The following is a 24,846-nucleotide window of genomic DNA, read 5'->3' as shown; positions in this document are numbered from 1 at the left end:
CATTATGAGTACGCTTACTTTCGATACAATCACGGTCAAACCTTTGACCGGTGCAATGGGCGCGATGATATCGGGCATCGATTTATCCGGTGACATTTCAGCTAAGCAAATAGACGAAATTAAAACGGCTTTATTTACCTATGGTGCTATTAGTTTTCGCGACCAAGAGCTGTCATTTGCCGCTCACCAAAAGTTTGCCCAAATGTTTGGAACACTAGAGATTCATCCCATCGTCAATAGCATGGAAGAGTATCCAGAGATCATCCGCATGCATAAACCAGCAGGTACGCAAGCAAGCTTTGGTGTCGGCTGGCATACGGATAATTCGTTCTTTGAAAAGCCAAGTCTAGGCTCAATCCTGTTTGCAGAAGTCATCCCTGAAGTTGGTGGCGATACCTTGTTTGCTAATCAGCAAATGGCTTATGAGCACTTATCAGACGGCATGAAGAAAACCCTTGAAGGTTTGACTGCCGTGCATTCAGCTAAAGATGCTTATACGTCACCAACGGCGCTAGAAAAGTATGATGGTGATGGCCCTATCACTTATAAAAAATCTGACATCATTGCTGCCAGTGTAGAGCACCCAGTTATTATCAAGCATCCTGTGACGGGTAAAAAAGCGCTCTATGTAAACCCTATGTTCACCAGTCACTTCAAAGGTTGGACTGTTGAGGAGAGTAGCCCACTGATTAAGTATCTATGTGAGCATGCTGTGCGTATCGACTTTCAATGCCGCCTCACATGGGAAAAAGGCACGGTCGCAATGTGGGATAACCGCATCGTGCAACATGCCGCCCTTAATGATTACGAAAAATATGAGCGCCTAATTTATCGAATTACAGTCAATGGAGACACACTTGGAGGTGCATTATGACGCGCCTACTTGTCATTGATGGATATGACACAGGTGGTAAAACGTTACTGAAAGGTGCCGGTGCAACTCAAGCTGGAGAGCTGTATAAAAAGATGCTGTCCGACTTTTTGCCCAGCGATCAAATTGATATTGCAGAAATATCGCTAGCGCAAGCAGTTGATATTGATCTCAGCCAATATGACGGTGTGTGCTGGACAGGGTCGAACTTGTTTTTCTCTGAGAAGGATGAGGTCGTCCAACGCCATATCGACTTATGTAAGCAATTATTTGACGCAGGCATTCCACAGTTTGGTAGTTGCTGGGCGGCACAATTGGCTGCAAATACGGCGGGCGGGGCTGTGACAGCCAATCCCAAAGGACGTGAGTTTGGCGTAGCCCGAAAGATTGGACTGACGGACGCTGGAAAAGCGCATCCGATGTATAAAGGAAAGCCGCCAATATTTGACGGTTTCACCTCGCACTCGGATCATATTACGACCATGCCCGAAACGGGAACACGGTTAGCGGGTAACTCATTTTCACCCGTGCAAGCGGTGGAAGTGAAATTTTCTAATGGCGAGTTTTGGGCTGTCCAATATCATCCTGAGTATGATTTTTCAGAGATTGCAGCGCTTACAGTCGTACGCCAAGACGGACTGATTTCACAAGGCACGTTCCGAGACTCGGCGGCAGTTGAGGACTTTGTGTCCGAGCTTCGCGCACTGAATGACGATGATAGTCGTGAGGATATTGCTTGGAAATTAGGTCTTGATACAGATCTGCGCAACCAATCTATAAAAACGCTCGAAGTCAGAAACTGGCTCTCACACTTTTTCAATATATGATGTGAATTTGTAAGCTGCTTCGCCGTTATTACCCGACTACACAGCCTGTTTTGCTTAACGCAAACAGGCTGTGATAAAAGCTTTCATCTATCTAAATATCGATCAGTAACGGTTATGGTCTAGAGGCTTGGTAGTGTAATTACAAATACTTCTCCCACCAAGCCCCATCACTGGCTTTATCAACCGTAAACACCTCACCCACAATAGGTGTTGTGAGCTTTACACCTTGTGCTTCCGCCTCAACAGTCACTCGCTTTAACGGCTCATACCAAGGGTGAAACGACAGATCAAACGTACTGTTATGAATCGGTAACATCGTCACGCCACGCAAATCAATATGCGCCTGCACTGACTCCTTCGGAAACATGTGAACGTCTGGCCAGTCTTCGTTATAAGCACCCGTTTCAATCATCGTTAAGTCAAATGGGCCGTACTTTTCACCAATCTTTTTAAAGCCGTCAAAGTACCCAGAGTCACCACTAAAATAAAGACTCTTACCAGCGGTTTGAATAACCCAAGAACCCCACAAAGTAGTATTGCCATCCCCTAGCCCACGTCCAGAGAAGTGTTGAGAGGGCGTAAACGCAAATAAGGTGTCGCCAACCTTTAGCTCCTGCCACCAGTTAAAACGTGTGACTTGGCTTTTATCAGCACCCCACTTTTGCAAGTCACCTTCAACACCCATAGGCACTAAAAACTGCTTGGTTTTACCTATCAGTTTTTTGATAGCTGCTTTGTCTAAGTGGTCATAGTGGTTATGCGAGATCAGCACCTTATCAATCGGTGGTAATTCGTCAATCGTGATTGGTGTTGGTTGAAAACGCTTAGGCCCTAAAAAGCTAAAAGGCGACGCACGATCTGCAAACACAGGGTCTATTAGCCAGTATTCACCGTTCGCTTTAATTAGTATCGACGAGTGTCCTAGTTTGACTAAGTGAAGTTCGTCATCACTTAATGCATCTAACTGAGCACGTGTTACTTGCTGAATAGGCAGGCCATTTTTAGGCTCTGGGTCTATTTTCTTTTCAGTGATATAACGCTTTAGCACGTACATCATTTCACCAAAGCTAGGTTTGCTTTTTGGTGTTGCGTTGTGAAATTTCCCATCACGATAGTTTTCGGATGCTTCCAGTGGCTGAACGATATTTGCTTCTATGTTTTTAGTCACAGCACAAGATCCTATTATGATGACAGCGCCTGTTATTAGCGCCCATTTGAGTAGTTTTTTTAATTTCATTGCGCGACTATACAACAGTCTTGATGCAGAGGTTCGCACCTTGTTTAGCAAGCTGTATCACAAACTCTCTCCCTATGACCAAGGACTCATCTGTCATTAAAAACGTTCTAACTTTAAAACTCATTGATTCTACTCTTTCATTAATAAAGGGCCACACTATAAACCTTGCTCCTAGGGGTAGAGTCAAGACAGAATTTTCAATAAATAAGCTTTAAAGTTTCCTATGTGAAGTGTATTCGCTATGTCTTCAGTGACCAATATTTAATTCATTCATCATTGTTTTATATAAAACCTAGCTGTAATGTGGATAGGCGAGCCAAAGCGTTTTTAACGCACACTTGATAGTAAAAATAACAAGGAGGTTAGACATGAAACGAGCAATAACATTATTGGCAACGGCAGTTAGTTGCGCACTGATCAGCAGTGTCGTCATTGCAAAAGAAGCACGCTATCCCGAGTTCGGCAACGGCCGTATTGAACAAAATCTAGTAAAAGCCAGCGAATACATGGTGTCCTCCGCAAACCCCTACGCCAGTGAAGCGGGTATGCGTATTATCGAAAAAGGCGGTAGCGCGATAGATGCGGCTATTGCAGTGCAATTGGTGCTTAACCTCGTCGAGCCTGAGTCTAGTGGTATCGGTGGCGGTGCGTTTTCACTGTATTGGGATAATGAAAAAAAGGCGTTATCAAGCTACGACGGTCGTGAAAAAGCGCCAATGTTAGCCGATGGCAAACTGTTCCAAGAGAACGGCAAAAACATGAGCTGGTGGGAAGCACTGGCCGGTGGTCGTGCAGTCGGTGTACCAGGCGTGATCGCGATGATGGAAAAAGTCCACAAGCAACACGGTGTTCTCCCTTGGGCGGATCTTTTTGAAGATGCTATCAAACTGTCTGAAGAAGGCTTTGAAGTCTCTCCTAAACTTGCAGCTTCTATCGCCAATAAAACAAATCCAGCACTCGGTCGCTATGGCGACACTTGGCGCTATTTCTTCCCAGACGGTAAGCCGCTACAAGCGGGCGTCATGAAGAAAAATCCTGAGTTTGCAATGACGTTACGACGCATCTCATTACTAGGCGCAAAGGGGTTTTATAAAGGCGACATAGCCTTATCCATCGTTGGTGCAGTACGCATTACCGCTGCGGACAACCCTGGTTTATTAACCACTAGTGACATGGCTAACTACCAAGCTATCGAGCGCCCTCCGGTGTGTGCACCCTACAAAGCATTTAAAGTGTGTGGCATGGGGCCACCAACGTCGGGTGGTATGACGGTTATCCAAATACTAAAGTTATTGGAAGACAAAGACCTCGCACAATATGAGCCGCTATCCGTCGAAGCCGCTCACCTATTCGCGCAAGCAGGTAAATTAGCTTACGCAGATCGTGCTAAGTACATGGCTGATGCAGACTTTGTAGATGTGCCTGTTGAAGGCCTGATTGATGGTGACTACCTAAAAGAGCGTGCCAAGCTGATCGGCGATAAAGACATGGGTAAAGCTACCGCGGGTACGCCGCCTAATGCTAATACCAACTGGCTAGAATCGACGTCACCTGAGCAACCTAGTACCACTCACTTTAGTATCGTTGATAAGCAAGGTAATGCTTTCTCAATGACCTCTAGTATCGAGATGGCGTTTGGCTCCACAGTAATGGTGCGTGGATTCTTACTTAATAACCAGTTAACTGACTTCTCGTTTAGCGAAGCAAGTGATGGCGAGTTAATTGCTAACCGCGTTCAACCGGGTAAACGCCCTCGTAGCTCTATGTCACCGTTTATGGTGTTTGATAAGGATGACAACTTGGTGATGGCGATTGGTTCGCCGGGTGGAAGTCGCATTATCAACTACGTGGCTAAAACAATGCTGGGTGTGATGGAGTGGGATATGGATATTCAACAAGCCATTAGCATGCCGCACTATGTGAACCGTAACGGTGGCACTGACCTTGAGCAAGGCACTAAAGCAGCTGAGCTTAAAGAAGGTTTGGAAGCGCTAGGTCACAAGGTGAGTGTTAGAGATCTTAACTCTGGTTTACACGGGATTACCATTGGTAAAGATGGCATGGAAGGTGGTGCTGACCCTCGTCGTGTTGGACGAGCACTGGGTAAGTAGACTAGCGAAATACCCCTAGCTTAACCACCCTACTTAACCGTTTCCAACTTGGTAAATCAGTTGGAAACGGTTAACAGTGGATATGCAGTTTACTGCCCTTCTGGACACCCTATTACTTTAGCAGGACGTGAATTGTAAACTACCTGATTACGCCCATTTCGTTTTGCCGTATATAGATTCTCATCAGCCTGTTTAAATAAGTCATCAAAGGTATCACCTACCTTGCTAGCAGCTACACCGATGCTAACCGTGGCCACTATTGATTTATCAGCGCCAAAGTTGCTCTCTTCCACTTTCGCCCTAATTTTTTCGGCTAAAATATATTCTGACCCTTGGCTTTGCATGCGCGCTAAAATGATGAACTCTTCACCTCCCCAACGCGCAAAAACATCTTCCGCACGAATAATGGTCGCAACCCTTTCAGCAAACTCTTTTAAAACTACGTCACCCATAAAATGACCATGTTCATCATTTATGTGTTTGAAGTGATCTAAGTCTAAAACCAGCAAGGCATAACAATGTAATTGGCAATATTTGTCATTGCTTATCAGTTCCATTTTTTTCGAAAAACCACTACGGTTAGCCACACCCGTCAGCGAATCGGTGCTAGACAATTCCTTATATTTCTCTGATTCTACTTCTAGGGCAGAGAGTCGATTGATGTTCTCTCGACTTCTATCTCGCTGCCTTAAGAGCCAGCTAATCGCCTCAAATGCTAAAATAAACAGCCAGCCAATAATAATTGAAATATATAAGGTTTCCGCACTTAGCCAGTCACCCGTAAAACGCATACTAACGAGTTTGTATTCATGCTCGCCAAAGACTTCTGGAACAGCTTGCTCAATACCTATAGACACCAAACCACTAAATTCAGGTGTCGATAATGAGCGAGGAATATCGTACTTATCCTTCCACCAATCTGCGACGGAAAACTCGTGCATGCTAATGGTTGTTTCAGAGGTTAACTCAGTAGTGAGTACATTGACGGAATGAAATTTTGCTGTCTCTATAACATTTTTCTCTGAGTACAAGGCGTTATAATTACGTAATGAAATGCGGATTTTTTTTGCAGCTCCTTTGTACTCAAGCTCTAGTTGCATCGCATTATACTTCTCAGCATCAATCGTCTCATAAGGAACCTGAGAGAAGCTTATTGATAAACCACAGATTGGGTATACTTCACTTTTTATAAGATGGCACTTCCAATGCCCGCTCTTTTCATCGATCCAAGAAGCTTCACTTTTTCCACCTGAACCGCTATCAGAATACAAGGTGTACAGCACGTTATTGGTAGGGTCGATATCTAGCGTTTTTTGAGGGAAATGCTTTTGGGCAAAAATAAGAATGATCGTTAGAATAAACGCGGTTATTCGAACAATATTATAATACTGGGGTTTCATATTCCGTTACTTCAATACAAATTCGATCTACGACTAAAATTAAACATCCTGTTTATCAGCACTTTGTCACCCCCAATCGACTTGAGACTTACTGATCTTCTTAGTTATGACTAACACATGCTAAGTCGCGGGATTATTACACAGCGTGGCCAATAGAAATATCAATTTCTCTACGTCAATACTCTATCTGTACACTCACTAGTCGGAGTGTCTCAAGTGTAGGCTCAACCACCACATAAAATAAAAATATACTTAAATAAAAACCTAGCGAAAAAATGAACTATTTGATTAGATAAAGGACAAAATAAACCTTAAATCAACTAACGCTATTAAAAGGATTTTATGAAACGATTTGCACTAGCTCTTCCTGCGCTACTCCTCGCCGATGCAGCATTGTCTTGCACACCAGTAAGGCCAATGGCTGCAACTATCGACACAGTAAAGACACTGAACTCAAGACAATCAAGCATTCTAACTTCACCAAATCAACACTTTTTTCTAAAGCTGGTACCAAGCAAATGGGCCTTAGAGAAAGGTAGGCTCGTTAAGAAAAGGGACTCATATGGCTTAGCATTTGAAGCAATGCCGTTTGGTCAAATAAAGCAGCTTTGGAGCTTTAAGCACTGGGAAGGTATAAAGGGGAAAAATAGAATGTACTTAGCTAACAGCGGTTTAAATTTGATTACATTTAACAACACCGTGAGAAGTAACCAAGATAAAAGCGCTGTTGTCACCTATTACAAAGGTAAGGTTGGAAAAGCATATTCCCCTATCGATTTGGGCGTAACTCAACCGATTCGCAAGAGCACTTGCGGTACTGGCTTATGGGCCAACTCTTTGCTCACCACTAACCTTAACATATACACAATCAATAATGTGCGCTGGGTAGTTAACACACAAAATATGACCATTAAACGGATATAGTTCCGCATTACAATCAGCACAAAGCATGTCATTCAGTAGTGCCAGTTATTGAAGGGTGGCAGAATTGCCACCCTGAATAATTAGTAACCCAATGAAACACAATGCATCAAGCCGTCTTCAACTTCTTATACTTAATACGCTCAGGGTTCAGCTCTTTGTTCCCATGACGGCGCTTATAGTCTTCTTCATAGTCACTATAGTTACCCTCAAACCACGTCGCTTGTGAGTCACCCTCAAATGCTAGAATATGAGTCGAAATTCTGTCTAAGAACCAGCGATCATGAGAGATAACAACGGCACAACCTGGGAAGTTCAATAGAGCTTCTTCCAGCGCTCGCAAGGTTTCCACATCCAGGTCATTGGTTGGCTCATCGAGCAGCATTAAGTTGCCGCCTGATTTAAGCAGTTTCGCCAAATGCACTCGGTTACGTTCACCACCCGACAAGTCGCCAACACGTTTCTGTTGAGAGTCACCCTTGAAGTTGAAACGTCCACAATACGCACGAGATGAAATCTGATAACCACCTACGGTAATAATCTCTTGGCCATCGGCAATTTCTTCCCAGACCGATCTATCATCAGCAAGCGAGTCACGTGATTGATCGACATAACCAATCTGCACACTTTCACCGACCGTAAACTCACCTTTATCAGGCGTTTCTTCACCCGTAATCATGCGGAACAGCGTGGTCTTACCCGCACCATTAGGCCCGATAATACCGACGATGCCACCTCTAGGTAGATTGAAGTTTAGGTCTTCATACAGCATTCGCTCACCAAAGGATTTACTAATGCCTTTAGCTTCAATAACCAAATCACCCAGACGTGGGCCGGGAGCAATGTAAATCTCATTGGTCTCTGAACGCGCCTGATAATCACTAGAAGATAGCTCCTCAAAACGCTGCATACGCGCTTTGCTTTTTTGCATTTGACGGGATGACTTGAGTAGCCTGAGAAGCTATCTGTATGGAAAGCTCGATATTAGATTCCGTTAGGTTGTTTTTCAACCTACAATGCGTGAGCCATGTCTTTTAAATACAGCAAGGAAAAATCCGTGTTAAAGGTATTTCTATCCCATAGTTCTGCTGACAAGCCACTTGTTGAAAAATTAGCCTTGCAACTGCGCAAAGAAGGTTTCGATCCATGGTTAGATAAATGGGATTTGATACCTGGTGAAAAGTGGCAAGAAGGTCTAGAGCAGGCTTTAAAGACCAGTGATGTTTGTCTGATTTTTATTGGTAATCATGGTGAGGGGCCATGGCATCAGGCCGAAATGCGAGTAGCGTTGGATCGGAGTATCACCCAGCAGGGTTTGCGGGTGATACCTGTGTTGTTGCCAGATGCACCAGAGGATGCAATAGCTAAACTTCCGCCTTTTTTGCAGGCTTATAATGGTGTTCGCTTTCATGGATCTGTAGAAGAAACTAATACTTATAGTCGCCTTGTAGCAGGCATTAGAAATGAAAAGCCGGGTTCGGGTGACAATACTGATAACCTGGAAAATCCTTATCGTGGTCTACAGTATTTTGATATTGAACATGCTCCGTTTTTCTTCGGGCGTGGTGAGGTCACCCAGTTATTACTCCGGCATATTCAGCCTGTGGATAAGCTAATATCACCGTGTGAAGAGTTTGAGCCAAGGTTTCTTGCCATTATTGGTGCTTCAGGGAGTGGGAAGTCTTCGTTAGCTCGTGCAGGTTTATTAGCCGCTTTGCAAAATAGTGCCTTGCCTGATAGCAATGATTGGCCTCAACTAGTTTTCAAACCCGGCGAAAAACCACTACAGAGTCTTGCGGTTGCAATTAATGCGCACCTAAGTCTAAAAAGTCGCTGGGATACACGCGAGCTAATAGAGAAATTTCACAAAGAGCCACTGCAGTTACATGACTTGGGTTTGGAATGGTTGCATGGTGATGACAGTCGTTATTTAGTGATATTGGCTGATCAGTTTGAGGAAGTATTTACCTTATGCCATGACGAGAAGGAGCGTCAATCCTTACTAAATAACTTGTTGTCAGCTGCGGCGGAATCGACTGGCCGGATCATTGTGGTACTGACATTGCGTGCTGATTTTTATGCAAACTGTAGTGCTTATCCTCAGCTGTCACGCTGTCTTGAGAGTCAGCAATACTTGCTTAATACGATGAATGAGGATGAGTTACGGGAGGCGATTGTGCTTCCTACACGGCGTATGGGTTGTGAGCTGGAAGCGGGTTTAATTCAGGTTATTTTGCAGGATGTGAAGCAACAGCCTAGTAGTTTACCTTTATTGCAGTATGCGTTGATGCAGTTATGGGAGCAGCGGAAGTCACGTACTTTACGGTTGGAGGATTATCAGCAGTTTGGTGGTTTGGTGGGTGCGTTGGAGCAGCGCGCAAATCAGATTTATGAGGGTTTTTCGCCTGAGTTTCAGAAGCAATGCCGATTAATTTTCCGGCGGTTGGTACAGCCGGGAGCAGGCACGGAGGACACTCGACGACGATCGAAGTTGGAAGAGTTTGAAGGGCAAGATGATTCTCAATGGGTTATTCAGACTTTAACAGATGCGCGGTTGCTGACTACGCAGCGAAAAGATGGGCTAGCGTTTGTTGAGGTTTCTCATGAGGCTTTGATTCGGGGATGGTCACAGCTGAGAGAATGGATTGATGAAGATAGGGAGCAGCTGCGGTTACAGCATCAGGTTAGTAGTGCGACTCAAGATTGGGTCAAGCATGGGGAGAAGAACTCTTGGTTATTTACAGGGTCGCGATTGGCTGTTGCGGAGGAGTGGTTAAGTAGTGGTATTTGTGCGGCTAATGATTTGGAGCAGCGGTTTATCGCGGCTAGTCTTGACTTAAGAGACACTGAAAAGCGAGAGGAGTTGAGGAAGCAGAAACAGTTGAAGTGGTTGGCAGTGACTATGGCCGTTTTTGCTGTAGTAATGTTTGCGGCTACATTTTTTGCTGTTCAATCTGAAAGAAAGGCCCAGCAAGCAAAAGCCGAAGTTGAAAAGAGTATAAAAATCGCGAATTTTAATTTATCAAAAGCTTTAGAAGAAAAAGCACTGTCAGCTTTGGCTAATAGTAAAAACATGAGTGATACAGATAGTTTGCGATCAGCAATACTTTATACACTAGGAGCTGAAAACCTTGAAATCCCCAAAAACAAAGTGGCTATTCGCCCTTCAGTTTTTAGTGAACTGAGCCTCATGAGTTCCGATAGCCTTGAACCACAAAGATTCACTACAGATTCTGCAAACCTGGGCGAGGCGGTGGACGCGTTGGCATACAGCCCCGATGGAAAAACACTAGCATCACCCGGTGAAGACGACTCTATAAATCTTTGGGACGCTCAAAATGGGGAGCATATCAAAGTATTAAAGGGGCATAGCTCTATCGTAACAGCTTTAATTTACAGCCCGAATGGAAAGACTTTGGCTTCCGGTTCTTGGGATGAAACGGTGCGCCTTTGGGATGCTAAAACAGGTGAGGTAATTAAAGTTCTGAAGGGGCATTCAGATTGGGTGATGACGTTGGCATATAGCCCCGATGGAAAGGTATTGGCCTCTGCTGGAAAAGATAAAACTGTGCGCCTTTGGGAGGTGGCCAGTGGCAAAGAAATCAAAATAATAAAGGGGCATACTGAGCGGATTAAAACTCTTGAATATCACCCTAATGGAGAGATGTTAGCTTCTGCCGGAGAAGATAAAGCGGTGCATCTTTGGGATGCAAGTAGCGGTGAATCATTGAAGATTTTAACTAATCACGGTTCTGAGATTCATGTACTAAAATATAGTCCAAATGGCAAGGTCTTGGCATCTGGTTCTCAGGACGGAGCCGTGCGTCTCTGGGATGCAACTAGTGGAAAAGAGATGAAGACTTTAATTGGCCATGTTTCTAACGTGTATGCGCTGACATATAGCCCTAACGGTAAAGTTCTGCTTTCTGCTGGGGAAGACAAGACTATGCGCTTTTGGGACGTAACCAATGGTGAGCTACTAAAAACATTACAGGTTAATGGGGCCTCATTAGCAACACTTGTGTACAGTCCTAATGGTAAAGTGTTCGCCTCTGGATCTTGGGACAATAAATTACGTCTTTGGGATGCTACGTCTCGGGAGGAGCTAAAAACGATTCAGGGGCATCAGGCTTCAGTTTTTGCAATGGCATATAACCCAAACGGTAAGGTCTTGGCTTCAGGGGGAGAGGATAAAACTGTACGTCTTTGGAGTACTACAACTGGTGAGGAGTTGAATGTTTTTAAAGGACACTCAAAAGAGGTGCTTGGGTTATCGTATAGTCCGAGCGGCAAAACCCTAGCTTCAGCATCAAAAGATAAAACAATTCGACTCTGGGATGTTGCAACTGGTGAGGTATTAAAAACACTGATTGGTCATAAATCTGGTGTGCATGCTGTGGCTTATAACCCGGACGGTAGTATGTTGGCTTCTGCTGGAGATAGCCTAGTGCGTCTTTGAGATGCCACAACTGGTCAGCTACTAAAAACTCTCAAAGGTCACTCTGGGCTGATAAGTGGGTTAGCTTATAGCCCGAATGGTAAAATATTAGCTTCAGCCGGTGAGGATAAAGCAATTCTTCTTTGGGATATTAAAACCGGAGAGAAACTGAAGACCCTCAGCGGGCACTCCAGCAGCATACAAGCATTAGCCTACAGTCCAGATGGTAAAGTTTTAGCAACAGGTTCAGTAAATAATACGATACGTCTATGGGATGCAGTGAGTGGTAAGAAATTAAAGGTATTGGAAGGTCATGATGTTAATGTGTTTGCGCTTGCCTTTAGTCCGGATGGCAAAATATTAGCTTCTGCTGGGGGAGCAACAGCTGGGGGAAGAAACACGGTTCGTCTTTGGAGCGTTGAAAATGGAAAGGAATTGAATACCTTGGAGGGTCATAAGAGTCAAGTGCAAGTCTTGAGGTTCAGTCCAGATGGTAAGGTGTTGGCGTCCGGCTCGATGGATCAAACAGTGCGTTTTTGGGATATAGCAACCAACAAAAAAGTTAAGACATTGCAAGGCTTTGGTATGAACTTATCTGCTTTGGCTTACAGTCCAGATGGAAAGATCTTAGCTTCGGGTACGGGCTCGTCAGACGTAATTCTTTGGAGCCTGGCTAGTGGTGAGAAATTAAAAACCTTGAAAGGAGCTGCTTATCCAAGCACTGCATTAGCTTATAGCCCTGATGGAAAAATTTTGGCCTCAGGTTCAATGGATAAAACTCTACACCTTTGGAATACAGAGAGTGGTAAGAAAATAAAGGTTTTGGAAGGTCATGATGGCAGAGTATCTACCTTGGCGTTTAGCCCGGATGGAAAGGTACTGGCATCAGGTTCAAGTGAGAGTATACGGCTCTGGGATGTTGTTACTGGTGATGAGATGAAAATGCTTAAAGTAGATAACTTTTATATTTCTCTGGCATACAGCCCGGATGGCAAAGTACTAGCTTTTTCTGGGGGAAGTCATTCAGTGCATCTATGGGATATTGAGAATGATCAGAAACTGAAGATTCTTGAAGGGCATAAAGGTTCAGTTTCTACTCTTGCATATAGTCCAGATGGCAAGGTACTGGCATCAGGTTCAAGTGAGAGTATACGGCTCTGGGATGCTATCAGTGGTGAGAAACTGAAGACACTGGAAGGATATAACGCTTCAAATGGGTTGGCATACAGCCCAGATGGTAAAGTATTGGCTTTTGCTGGAGGTGTAAATGTACGCTTTTTGGATGTCTTTGATGATAGAGAACTTAAGTTTTTAGGAGGACACTTAACGGGGATAGCTGCCCTAGCGTACAGCCCAAATGGTAGCATGCTGGCCTCAGTTTCAGAGGGGTTTAATAAAATACGCATTTGGGAGTTAAACTCAGCTGTTCATCGTTTATTATATGAATTTTCACCTGACGAGGTTGAGGCAGCTTTGAACTTCCTTTGGGAAATAAAGCTTGATGGTTTGGAAATAATAAAAGCTGAGACATTGAGGCCAGCGCTCTTCCCTCATCTCGGTCGTCATATTACATGGACAGATGAAACACGCAAATTTCGTCCACTACTGGAGATGCCTAGACTCAACGAAACGAAACTGGATCAACTAGTTCGGTGGTTAGAAGGGAGAAAAGCCTACCGAAAAACGCCTGCTGGTTTACCCGCACACTAAAAATTTCAACCTTTTGAAAAATCACTAGTATGCGTAAAACATTAATGAGCTATCTGCTCTGAGATATTAGCTGTCATTCCTTTGCCGCGCTGCCCTCCGTTTAACTTAGGCAATACGATCATAAGGTACGGGCTGTCTTAGCTAGCTTTCCTAGTATTAGCAACAGCATTGCTAACAAAGCAACTAGCATTATGGAGATGGTGGCTTTTGGCACAATGATTTGAGTAGCTGTGTGGCCAGTGCAGTTTTTAATAAGCATGATGGCCTGTTGGTGGTTCATTAATAATGGCTACTCTGCAACAACAGGTAGGCATGATATTCAATCCCACAAAAAGTAGATCGTCAGAAAGTAATGCAAATTATAGAATTGGTAATATAGCCGAAGCCGCTGAAAGAGCAGGTAGACCACTAACTTATGCTCAATAAGCAAATATAAGAAAGTAGTCATGTGCAGTATTTCTACTTATACGGGAGATATCAGGCCGTTTTTAGCTTTTTATATTTGATGCGTTCAGGGTTCAGCTCTTTATTACCATGACGGCGCTTATAGTCTTCTTCATAGTCACTATAGTTACCTTCAAACCACGTCGCTTGTGAGTCACCCTCAAACGCTAGAATATGGGTAGCAATTCTGTCCAAGAACCAGCGATCATGCGAGATAACCACCGCACAACCAGGGAAGTTCAACAATGCTTCTTCCAGTGCACGCAAGGTTTCCACATCAAGGTCATTGGTCGGTTCATCAAGCAGCATTAGGTTGCCGCCTGACTTGAGCAGTTTCGCCAAATGCACTCGGTTACGCTCACCACCCGACAAATCACCAACACGCTTTTGCTGCGAGTCACCCTTAAAGTTAAAGCGACCACAATACGCGCGAGACGAAATCTGATAACCACCTACGGTAATAATTTCTTGGCCATCAGCAATTTCTTCCCAGACCGATCGATCATCAGCAAGCGAGTCACGTGATTGATCGACATAACCGATCTCTACACTTTCACCAACAGTGAACTCACCTTTATCTGGCGTTTCTTCACCGGTAATCATGCGGAACAGCGTGGTCTTGCCCGCACCATTTGGCCCGATAATACCGACGATTCCACCTCTAGGGAGATTGAAGTTAAGGTCTTCATACAGCATTCGCTCACCAAACGATTTACTAATACCTTTGGCTTCAATCACCAAGTCTCCCAGACGTGGGCCGGGCGCAATGTATATCTCATTGGTTTCTGAACGCGCCTGATAATCGCTAGAAGATAGCTCTTCAAAACGCTGCATACGCGCTTTGCTTTTCGCCTGACGCCCCTTAGGGTTTGAGCGCACCCATTCCAATTCTTCCTTCATGGCTTTGAGGCGGCCTTGCTCGGATTTTTTTTCCAGCGTCAGGCGGTTTTCTTTCTGCTCTAGCCAAGAGGAGTAGTTACCTTCCCATGGAATACCTTGTCCGCGATCCAATTCCAGAATCCAGCCAGCCACATTATCCAAGAAGTAGCGATCATGGGTTACCGCAACCACAGTACCCGCGAAGTCCTGTAGGAAACGCTCCAGCCAAGCCACTGACTCTGCATCAAGGTGGTTAGTTGGCTCATCGAGAATCAACATATCAGGCGATGACAATAACAAACGGCACAGTGCCACACGGCGCTTCTCACCACCGGATAACGTCCTGACATCCGCATCCCAAGGCGGTAGACGCAACGCATCCGCTGCAACTTCAAGCGTATGCTCAAGGTTTTGCACGTCAGATGCTTGTAGGATATTTTCCAGACGGCCCTGCTCTGCTGCCAGCGCATCAAAATCTGCATCAGGTTCAGCATAAGCCTCGTAAACAGCATCCAGCTTTCCCTGTGCTTCCAGAATCACAGCTAAGCCTTCTTCAACATTACCACGCACATCTTTGTCGGGGTTTAGCTGTGGTTCCTGTGCCAGATAACCGATATTAATACCGGGTTGTGGACGGGCCTCACCTATTATGTCGGTATCTAGTCCAGCCATAATGCGCAGCAAGGTTGACTTACCCGCACCGTTATAACCAAGCACACCGATTTTGGCACCGGGGAAAAAGTTAAGGTAGATGTCTTTGAGGATGTGCTTACCGGGTGGGACAACTTTGCCCACCCCATTCATTGTGTAAATGTACTGAGCCATTTGCAGTGATTTCCTATTATCTGTATCAATAGGATTATGCCGTATCGCGGTTGTTGTTCCTAGGGTCACACAAAACTATGTGACCCGTTTGACTCTCCTTTAGCTCTTTGAATTGATTAAGCAGCCTAGTGGTTGTTTTATGTAAACGGGGGAAAGGCAGGTACTTATTTACATATTTCGCCACTTGAAATAGAAATTTTTTCATATCAAACTAGATATGGCGGGTTCTCTATGGTTATTTGTTATACTACTAATAACTACCACACAAGAGCTCTTTCATGTCCACAGACTCCCGTCATGTATTCCTCTCCCATGCCTCCCAAGATGATGGTTTCGTCAGACTGCTTCGTAAAAAATTAGAAGATCACAGGATTAATGTTTGGGCAGACTCACGCAATTTAAGAGGTGGAGATAAACTCAGCCCTGAGATAGAAACGGCAATTCGTACTGCCAGTAACTTTTTGGTTGTTATAAGTCCCAACACCATCAATTCCGACTGGGTTTTTGATGAGATCAAAATAGCTGAACAAGTAGAAAAAGAAAACCCAGACTACCGTGCAATACCTTTAATGCTTCCCGGCATTAAACCTGCGGCCCTAAAGCGCTATTTCAGTGAAGAGCCTGCGGGTGAAATAATAGAAACAGAGGTTGGCAAACTCGACGAGCAACTTCCTCATATTATGGCAGCATTGGGCCATCGCGCACCTGATCATGATTTGCCAAAAGCAGATGAAGTCGAAAACAAGCCCATGGCTGAATTACTACTAGAGCTATCAGAACCCTGTCTAACTACTGATAACAATGGAGCTGAAAAACTAAGCGCCCGTGCTGAACTGACGTATATCCCCCATGATATTAGCAAAGAGCGCGAGGTAAAAAGCCGCCCATTCCGTTTCACTGCGCCTATTGGAAAAAAAGAACAGGAAGAAATTAGCTGGTATCTTGAGCAGTATTTGCTCTGGCCAGTAGGCTCGTTTCGAAACCGGGCTGAGAAGACAGAGTCGCAATTAGCAGAGTGGGGACAGGCATTATTCACTACTGCGCTTGGGCAAGATGTTTGTCAACAGCCACTTACCGCATGGCAACAAGCACGCAATGAAGTTGAGCGACGTTTTTCGGTACAGGTAGACGCCAGTACTCTTGAGCATGGTCAGGAAGCAATACTCAAAGCCAATGAAGCCGCCAGTCGCTTACAAAGCCTGCCTTGGGAGCTATTGCATGATGACTCTTACCTTAGCGATGGTGCTAATCCCGTACGCATACGCCGTCGTTTGCCAAATTATAAACAGCAAGTGCCTAGCCTCACCGACCTCCCAATTCGAATCTTACTGTTGAGTCCACGTCCTGAAGAAAAAGGCATTGGGTATATCGACCACCGCGCTAGTGCCCTGCCTTTAGTTGAAGCGGTAGAGAAACTGGGTGATTTGGTGCAATTGAAAATATTGAGTCCACCAACCTTAGCTGCTTTGGAAAAGGAATTACAAAGCGCTCGCGACGCTAAAATGCCTTATCACGTTCTACATTTTGATGGGCATGGCATTTATGATAAACAACATGGTTTGGGAGCGCTGTGTTTTGAAAATCCGAACGATGCAAATAAGTTGGAAGGCCGCCAAAATGAGCTGGTTCATGCCGATAAGCTGGCGAAGCTTCTGAAAGACTTCAGCATTCCACTAGTGTTTCTGGAAGCCTGCCAAACAGCACAGTCAGAGGAAAACCCTAATGCTTCAGTAGCAGCAAGTCTCCTAGAAGAAGGTATTACTTCGGTAGTCGCTATGTCACATAGCGTCTTAGTGGAAACGGCCAAACGCTTTGTAACTAAATTTTACCAAGCATTGGCCAAGGGTCAGCGTGTTGGTGCAGCAATGTTGGCAGGACAAAAGGAATTAATGCGCAATACCTACCGCCTGCCGATTCAAGGCGCTGGTGATTTTCATCTACAAGATTGGTTTGTACCAATTCTGTATCAGGAGCAGCATGACCTACAGCTGTTTGCTTGGATTCCATCTGAAGCTGCACAGAAAATGCAAAAGCAGCAACGACAAACTCGCTTAGGTAGGTTACCAGAACCTCCTGAACATTCTTTCATAGGGCGTAGCCGTGATTTGCTCAAAGCCGAGCGCTTGCTAACACATCAGTCTTATGTGGTGATTCGCGGTCAAGGTGGCGCGGGTAAAACTACCGTGGCTGTGGAGCTAACGCGCTGGTTAGTTAAGAGTCGCCGTTTTAATCGTTGTGCTTTCGTTAGTGTTAAGGAGTACACCCATGACAGCGCCGTTGTGGAGATATTGCTTCAGCAGCTTGTGAATGCAAATTACAACCTAGCGGCGGAATATGGTGGTAACGTCGACCAAGCCTTGCAAGCAATTCAACGTACATTGGAAAACGAGCGCACCTTGATTGTCATCGACAATATGGAATCATTGTTGGCGGATACAACGAATAAGCAAGCTGTACTGGATATGTTGGCGAGGCTGCCAGAGGCTAAGTTATTATTTACTACCCGTGAAGCCCTGCCTGAACCATTTCACCACAAAGCTCGTGAAATCAAATTGGGTGAGTTGGGCTTGAACGACGCAAAGTCATTGGTTATGAAGGTAATGAATAACGAAGGGCTGAGTTTACGTCATGATGATGCTGGCAATACGCCTCAGGAAGTGAATGACCTGGTGCAGTCTGTTGGTTGTCATGCGCGGGCTTTGGTTTTACTGGCGCGCGAGCTGGCGCAACGTGGAGTAACCGCGACCACTGAAAATGTTCGCGAGATTATGCAGGATTTGGAACGACGTTATCCTGAACAAAGAGAGAACTCTTTGTTCGCTAGTGTAGAATTGTCATTGCGCCGACTGTCACCAAAGATACGTAAACAGATTTACGGATTATCAACCTTTAAAGGAGGTGGTGTAATTTGGGCAATTGGTGTTGTGTTAGAGCTGGATAGAAATGAAACAATTTCAATTTTAAGTAAGCTGGTTGAGGTTGGACTGGCTTCTTCCGCAGGTACTGACTACTACAAGTTTGACCCAAGTTTTTCCTTTTATTTAGATACTTCTATCGACAAAGAGCAGCGTTATGGATTCAAAAGGAAATGTCTGGCCGTAACAGAAAAATTATTTGATTTCATTTATGAAAATTTTTCAAAAGATACCAATCTTTCGTATAAATTGATCCACTTGGATTTACTAAACATACTTTCAATGTTTGACGAGCTCGCTAATGATTTCATATCAGGCACATGCGATGAAGATCTGTTTATTGACAAATTATTTCGCTTTGAACAGCTATTGATGAGCCTTAATTATCAGGAGGCTTTGGGTAAAGTTAAAGAATGGCAAAAACTCGTTAACACCTTAAATGATGGATCAGTTTCTTATAGTCGTGAAAGGTTTTTTGCAGACCAAGTAAAAATAGAACGACTTCAGCGGCAAGGGGCTTTGGATCTTTCACTTATCGAATCAAAAGCTTTACTCAATAAAATTGAAAGCAGTGATTTTGAGGCTACTGATAAAGATTTTTCTATAGCTCATGCGCTACTCGGAAGGAGCCTCCGACACTTGTCAAAACTCAAGGAGGGGGAGGCGAATATTGAAAAGGCTATTGACTATGCTGAAAAAGCAAAAGCAAAGGAATTAACCGCCTTGTTTTATACTGACCTTGGGGACTGCTTGAGAGACGGTAACAGTCTTCAGGATGCAGAGCTGGCATATAAGAAAAGTGCTTTCTTATGCAAAGAAGCAGGGAATTTTGGGGGTAATTTGATTGCTAATTTTCAACGCGGGTCTGCATTATTAGACATGAAAAAGCTAAATGAAGCGCTTGAAGTGTATGACCTCTGCTGGAACTTAGTTAATGATTTAGGTGAACATCAGCTGGCTGCACCAATATGGCATCAAATAGGGTCAGTGCATAGTGAGATTGGTAATCTTGATGCAGCAGAACAAGCCTATAGAAAGTCACTGTCAATCAATAATAAAAATCCAAATAAAAATGGTGAAGCAAAAACCCTGCATAGACTATGTAAGCTTTATAAACTTAGAAATAGCTTGAAGGAATCAGTAGATATCGGCTGGAAAGCAGCCGATATCTACAAAGAAATTGCCGATGTTTGGTATGAGGGAGGAATTCGTAATAGCATCGCTAATTCCCTGATCAAACTCGAACGATACGATGAAGCCAGAACCGATCTGGTACGTGCGATTGAATGTAAAAAACCGTATGTGCACGATGCTCAGATATGGAATACATGGTCTGCTTTGTATGATCTAGAGCAAACATGTGGAAAAACTGAGGCTGCCTTACTAGCCCGTAAAGAAGCAACGGATGCCTATTTGGCCTATCGACGAGATGGAGGTGAAAATAATTCAGTTGCGGGATGCTTGGTTTTGGAGATAGGCCGGTTGATACTCAATGGAAACATAACCGATGCTCAACAATTGATTGAAGATACACTAATCGATGACTCATGGGATGAACACAAAAATTTTCTACAAAAGCTGCAAGCGATAGTTGTAGGAAATCGAAACTTGGCCTTAGTAAAAGATGAGAGGTTCAATTATATTCTGGAGGTCGAACTAATATTGCTACTGGAATTTCTTGGCTAATACGGTATACTAAAAAATCTAATTAGAACCGAATTAAGACTTATGAGCGAACAAATTATTAGCCTCACCGAGTTCAAAGCCTCTGCCAGCAGGCTACTTGAAGACACCCGTTCAGGCGCAAATCTCGTCCTGACGCAAAACGGCTCAGCCAGCGCTGTCGTTCAAGACTACGCGACTTATCAGCGACAAAAGCAGGCTTTTCTAATGCTCAAGCTGCTGATTCAAGGTGAGTCAGATATCCAAAATAACAGAACTCAACCCCAAGAAACAGTATTCAGTGAGCTACGTGAGTCACTCAAAGCAAGAGCCAAACAGGAATGAGTCAACCGGTAGAATGGACGTCAACCGCCCGATATGACATTGAAGAAATTATCGAATACATTGCTCAGGATAATATCAATACTGCACTTGATGTGCTAGGTCGTATCGAAAATAGAGCAGCGAAGCTAGCCGATTTAACACTGAGAGGTAGGTTAATTCCAGAATTGTTAGACACTGGTATTTCACACTATCGAGAGCTGATTGAATCGCCGTGGCGTATTATCTATCGCCAGATTGACAAGACTGTGTATATTGTAGCAGTACTGGATTCCAGACGAGATTTAGAAGCCTTACTCCTTAATCGCTTTGGTCGTGGCACTTAAGTGCTTTCTAGAAATGGATTCATATAGAATTCAGACTGATATAGCCCCCGTATAATATTAATGGGTATTAACCGTTCAGTTAGCAAAGCTTTATTTATTTCGTGAAGTATTTACCTTCGTAGATGCCAGTCATTTGGTCAGTAAATTAACGAATTGGGGTTGTTAGCCTTGGTTTGGCAGGCTATGAAGCATTTACCAGAAAGCTGCATAAAATAACCAGTGTCAAAGATATTCATACGCATTTATCAGTCAGAAAAGTGGTTCCTAAGAAGCAGTTACCTTTATACCTTTAAATTCCAACTAACTTTATTAACGGTTGCATTCTGTTAACTAATTACGCTACCATCCACAAAAATTCGCCAAACACCTCGTTTTGGCACTTCAACTAACTTACTGCTAAGGAGAAAATACAATGATAAATACTCAAACATCCTTCGCAGGTGTTACCCGCTAAGAAACGCGTCACTTAGTTTAATCTCGTTAAACCAAGACAGCTTTAAGTTACTTAAACATATTCTGTTTGAGCCTGTTTCAATGCGCTAGTAGTCCCTGCCAATACGCATCGCGTTTTAAATTCCTTATTTTCTAAATATAGAAAAGGTATTGGTACTATGGGCACATCCGTCCAAAAAATTAAAGAAAACGTTAGCCTCATTGCGTCCAAAAACACTTGGATTGAAGGGTTAGCGATCGATCAACTGGTCAAAACAGCACAATTAACAGGTATGCACCGCGTTGCGGGAATGCCTGACTTGCACCCCGGTCGCGGTTATCCGATTGGTGCAGCATTTTTTACAACAAACAAGATCTACCCTGCACTGGTAGGAAATGATATTGGCTGCGGTATGTCGTTGTGGCAAACCTCAGCAAAAGTGTCGAAGGTCAATCTCGATAAATGGGTTAAGAGGTTTGTAAACGTTGAACAGCCGCTTGATGACAGCTGGTCTTCAATTATTGAAAGTCAAAAACTTGAAAAAGACATTACAACCGACCGATACGATCGTGCATTGGGCACTATTGGCGGCGGTAATCACTTTGCAGAATTTCAGGCGATTGATGAAGTCTATGACCAAACTGCGCTCGATGAGTTAGGGCTGAATAAAAAGCACCTACAACTGCTGGTTCACTCAGGCTCTAGAGGCTTGGGTCAGTCCATTTTGGTTGAGCATATTACAAAGCACAATCACGATGGCTTGCAGCTTGATAATGAAGACTTTCAAGATTACCTGCAAAAGCATGACGAAGCTGTACGTTGGGCTGAGTTAAACAGAGAGCTAATTGCGAGACGTTTTCTCGACACGATTCGCGCTAATGGAAACTGCACCTTAGACATTAATCACAACTTGGTTTCACCCAAAACGATTGATGACACCGAGGGTTGGTTGCACCGCAAAGGCGCAACACCTAGTGACGCAGGTTACGTGGTTATTCCCGGTTCACGCGGCGATTACAGTTACCTTGTGAAGCCACTAACAGGTGACGACTCGTCGGTAGCAAACATGTCGACTAGTCTTTATTCACTTGCACATGGCGCAGGTAGAAAGTGGAAACGCGGTGAGTGTCATGGTCGCTTAGGCCACAAGTATAAGCGTGAAGACTTATACCGAACGGCTTTAGGTAGTCGCGTGATCTGTGGCAATAAAGAGTTACTTTATGATGAAGCGCCCGAAGCCTATAAAAAGTGCGAAACGGTAATCAGCGATATGTTTGATGCGGGTTTAATTGAGGTCGTAGCAAAATTACGCCCTGTTTTAACCTTTAAAACCAATGGAGATTGCTCATCATGATTTTACTCCAATTATCCGCAGGACAAGGGCCTGTTGAATGCTGCCAAGCAGTTGGTTTGGCGTTGAAGACGATTGAAAAACAATGCCAAGAGTTAGCAATCACACTCGATATTGTGGAGGCAGTTAAGACGAAAGAGCGAGCTTGTTTTAAGTCGTTATTGATACAGCTAGATACGACTGATGACTCGGCTAAGCAACTAGCTGAGTCATGGCATGGCGCTATGTTATGGGTTTGTCAAAGTCAGCACCGACCAAAGCATAAACGTAAAAACTGGTTTTTCAGCGGTCAAATGTATGAGATCAATGAGGCTCAGCTTGATAAAAGCGTGACGTTTCAAACATGCAGAGCGTCTGGTGCCGGTGGCCAACACGTCAATAAAACAGACTCTGCGGTTCGAGCGACACATACTGCAACGGGAACTTCTGTGCGTGTAGAAAGTGAACGAAGCCAACATGCTAATAAGCGGTTGGCGAGAGCGTTATTGTTTCAAAAACTGGAAACTACGAAGTTAGAGACAATGACGCAGCAAGAGAAAGTGCGCTGGCAACAGCATTGGGAAGTTGAGCGAGGTAATCCTGTTAAGACATTTACAGGTGATAAATTTACGTTGAGAGAGTTACAGTGAAGTCTCAATCGTAAAAGTTCTCTAGCTAAGCTTGCGGTTGATCATAACCGCAAGCTTTAAGGGCTGGAGCAATAGAATAAGTGCAACACATATCTCATTAAAAAGAGTCAACTTGTGTTACCACAAAGGCTTTGCCTCTGGGCTCAATCCATACATTTCAGGGAAAAATAACATCGATAATACCACTGCAACTTGAATCAAAATGAAGGGTATCACGCCTTTATAGATATCAAAGGTACTGACGCCTTCGGGGGCAACACCTTTAAAATAAAAGAGCGCAAAACCAAATGGAGGCGTTAAAAATGATGTTTGTAAATTCATCGCCATCAATATCGCAAACCAAATCGGATTAATTTGTAACGTTTCGACAACAACATAAACCAGCGGTAAGACAATATAAGAAATTTCTATATAGTCTAAGAAGAAGCCAAGCAGCATCACTAACAGCATGGTAAATATGAGGAACCCCCATTTATCACCCGGAATGTTTAGCAGCAATTCAGCTATTTCTTCTTCGCCTCCTGTGTAAGAAAAACCCATTGCAAAGATCGAAGCGCCGATGATGACAGCAAATACCATCGCTGTAATTTTAATCGTTTCTTCAGCACTCTCCCAAAGCATTCTAAGCGAAAACTTCCTGTAAATGATCGCCAATAAAACAGCACCAATACAGCCTAATGCAGAAGACTCAGTGGCGGTAGCCACACCAAAAAAGATAGATCCTAGAACCACTAAAATTAATAGCAGTGGCGGAATAACAGCAGACAACGCATCCAAAATAGCTTTAGAGCGAGAAATATTACTATCTTCCATTGGGATCACAGGTGCAGCTTCTGGTTTAATCCAGCAATAAATCACTATGTAAGCAATATAACATCCAATTAACACCAAACCTGGCTTGATGGCGGCTCTGAAGAGGTCACCAACAGGTATGCTTAATACGTCTCCCAACACAATCAAAACAATGGATGGTGGTATTAATTGCCCAAGCGTTCCGGCGGCACAAATTGTTCCTGCTGATAATGACTTGTTATAACCATATCGCATCATAATCGGCATGGAGATAAGTCCCATCGCCACCACACTTGCCCCGACCACACCTGTTGAGGCCGCAAGCAATGCACCTACCAATATAGTTGATATTGCCAAGCCACCACGCAGCGAACCAAATAGACGGCCCATAGAGACGAGTAATTGTTCAGCTAATTTGGTTCGTTGTAAAATCAGTCCCATAAAAACAAATAAAGGAATCGCCATGAGCACGGTTCCGCCACCATTTTCACCCATATTTGCATAAATACGATAAGGAATTTGAGCGAGTTGACTAGGATCTGCAAATAAAACAACGAATAAAATGCCAATACCAGCAAAAGTGAAAGCAACAGGAAAACCAATTAACAATAGCACTAACGCCAACATAAAAATTGAAGCACCAATCATTTTTGTACCTTATAACTCTTTTAATATTAAAAATATCACCTAACATATTGTTATAAAATATAACGTTAAGTGTTTCAGTTGGTTT

At 43.9% G+C, this 24,846-nt stretch carries 15 protein-coding genes and 2 pseudogenes; 12 read left to right on the top strand and 5 right to left on the bottom strand.

Features of this window, described 5'->3' with window-relative positions; all coding sequences use genetic code 11:
• The first annotated feature begins 4 nt into the window (after positions 1-4).
• The gene (locus tag DKT75_RS17360) at positions 5-874 is read left to right on the top strand and encodes a TauD/TfdA dioxygenase family protein (RefSeq protein ID WP_109825150.1); all 870 of its coding nucleotides are present in this window, start codon (positions 5-7) and stop codon (positions 872-874) included.
• Positions 871-1,698, top strand: a complete 828-nt coding sequence (locus tag DKT75_RS17355; protein WP_109825148.1) for a type 1 glutamine amidotransferase — start codon at positions 871-873, stop codon at positions 1,696-1,698. Before DKT75_RS17360 ends, DKT75_RS17355 begins: the two co-directional genes overlap by 4 nt.
• Positions 1,699-1,837: 139 nt before the next feature.
• On the opposite strand, the gene DKT75_RS17350 is transcribed toward DKT75_RS17355, so the two are convergent.
• On the bottom strand, positions 1,838-2,866 hold the full coding sequence (locus tag DKT75_RS17350; RefSeq protein WP_211665477.1) for an MBL fold metallo-hydrolase: 1,029 nt from the start codon (positions 2,864-2,866) through the stop codon (positions 1,838-1,840).
• A 437-nt stretch (positions 2,867-3,303) separates the two neighbouring features.
• On the opposite strand from DKT75_RS17350, the gene ggt reads away from it, so the two are divergent.
• The gene (ggt, locus tag DKT75_RS17345; RefSeq protein ID WP_109825144.1) at positions 3,304-5,046 is read left to right on the top strand and encodes a gamma-glutamyltransferase; all 1,743 of its coding nucleotides are present in this window, start codon (positions 3,304-3,306) and stop codon (positions 5,044-5,046) included.
• Between the two features lie 89 nt (positions 5,047-5,135).
• Here the strand turns inward: ggt and DKT75_RS17340 are convergent, their stop codons facing one another.
• Positions 5,136-6,446, bottom strand: a complete 1,311-nt coding sequence (locus tag DKT75_RS17340; protein WP_109825142.1) for a GGDEF domain-containing protein — start codon at positions 6,444-6,446, stop codon at positions 5,136-5,138.
• 342 nt (positions 6,447-6,788) lie between these two features.
• Here DKT75_RS17340 and DKT75_RS17335 point away from each other — a divergent pair, with 342 nt between their 5' ends.
• On the top strand, positions 6,789-7,370 hold the full coding sequence (locus DKT75_RS17335; protein WP_109825140.1) for a hypothetical protein: 582 nt from the start codon (positions 6,789-6,791) through the stop codon (positions 7,368-7,370).
• Between the two features lie 106 nt (positions 7,371-7,476).
• Here DKT75_RS17335 and DKT75_RS17330 read toward each other — a convergent pair.
• Positions 7,477-8,292 (bottom strand): annotated as a pseudogene (locus tag DKT75_RS17330) (ATP-binding cassette domain-containing protein); the annotation flags it as partial.
• Between the two features lie 132 nt (positions 8,293-8,424).
• Here DKT75_RS17330 and DKT75_RS17325 point away from each other — a divergent pair.
• The 3 genes and pseudogenes from DKT75_RS17325 to DKT75_RS17315 all read left to right on the top strand — a co-directional run bounded on the left by DKT75_RS17325 (position 8,425) and on the right by DKT75_RS17315 (position 13,515).
• Positions 8,425-11,826: an nSTAND1 domain-containing NTPase gene (locus DKT75_RS17325; protein WP_158278906.1), complete on the top strand. Its 3,402-nt coding sequence runs from the start codon at positions 8,425-8,427 to the stop codon at positions 11,824-11,826.
• A gap of 24 nt (positions 11,827-11,850) precedes the next feature.
• A pseudogene (locus DKT75_RS22545) lies at positions 11,851-12,336 on the top strand (WD40 repeat domain-containing protein); the annotation flags it as partial.
• Entirely contained in the window at positions 12,322-13,515 is a 1,194-nt protein-coding gene (locus tag DKT75_RS17315; protein ID WP_425451409.1) for a WD40 repeat domain-containing protein, read from the top strand. The pseudogene DKT75_RS22545 and the gene DKT75_RS17315, both read left to right, overlap by 15 nt.
• A gap of 477 nt (positions 13,516-13,992) precedes the next feature.
• On the opposite strand, the gene ettA is transcribed toward DKT75_RS17315, so the two are convergent.
• Positions 13,993-15,663 (bottom strand): energy-dependent translational throttle protein EttA, encoded by a 1,671-nt coding sequence (ettA, locus tag DKT75_RS17310; protein ID WP_109825133.1) that lies wholly within the window; start codon positions 15,661-15,663, stop codon positions 13,993-13,995.
• A 278-nt stretch (positions 15,664-15,941) separates the two neighbouring features.
• Between ettA and DKT75_RS17305 the strand changes: the two genes are divergently transcribed.
• The 5 genes from DKT75_RS17305 (at position 15,942) to prfH (ending at position 23,321) form a co-directional block, all read left to right on the top strand.
• Entirely contained in the window at positions 15,942-20,264 is a 4,323-nt protein-coding gene (locus DKT75_RS17305) for a CHAT domain-containing protein (RefSeq protein WP_109825131.1), read from the top strand.
• Positions 20,265-20,306: 42 nt separating this feature from the next.
• Complete coding sequence (locus tag DKT75_RS17300) at positions 20,307-20,585, top strand: type II toxin-antitoxin system Phd/YefM family antitoxin (RefSeq protein WP_109825129.1); 279 nt, start codon at positions 20,307-20,309, stop codon at positions 20,583-20,585.
• Positions 20,582-20,908: a type II toxin-antitoxin system RelE/ParE family toxin gene (locus DKT75_RS17295; RefSeq protein ID WP_109825127.1), complete on the top strand. Its 327-nt coding sequence runs from the start codon at positions 20,582-20,584 to the stop codon at positions 20,906-20,908. The genes DKT75_RS17300 and DKT75_RS17295 overlap by 4 nt, the downstream gene beginning before the upstream one ends.
• Before the next feature lie 611 nt (positions 20,909-21,519).
• A complete protein-coding gene (locus tag DKT75_RS17285; RefSeq protein ID WP_109825125.1) occupies positions 21,520-22,695 on the top strand; it encodes an RNA ligase RtcB family protein in 1,176 nt (391 codons plus the stop codon).
• Positions 22,692-23,321, top strand: coding sequence for a peptide chain release factor H (prfH, locus tag DKT75_RS17280; RefSeq protein ID WP_109825123.1), 630 nt, complete (start codon positions 22,692-22,694; stop codon positions 23,319-23,321). The genes DKT75_RS17285 and prfH overlap by 4 nt, the downstream gene beginning before the upstream one ends.
• Before the next feature lie 117 nt (positions 23,322-23,438).
• Here the strand turns inward: prfH and DKT75_RS17275 are convergent, their stop codons facing one another.
• Complete coding sequence (locus DKT75_RS17275; protein ID WP_109825121.1) at positions 23,439-24,761, bottom strand: TRAP transporter large permease; 1,323 nt, start codon at positions 24,759-24,761, stop codon at positions 23,439-23,441.
• Positions 24,762-24,846: the final 85 nt, after the last annotated feature.

The organism is Leucothrix arctica, assembly GCF_003172895.1.
Classification (GTDB): Bacteria; Pseudomonadota; Gammaproteobacteria; order Thiotrichales; family Thiotrichaceae; genus Leucothrix; species Leucothrix arctica.
Note: the sequence above shows the minus strand (reverse complement) of the source record. Positions and strands in the feature narration are given on the sequence as shown.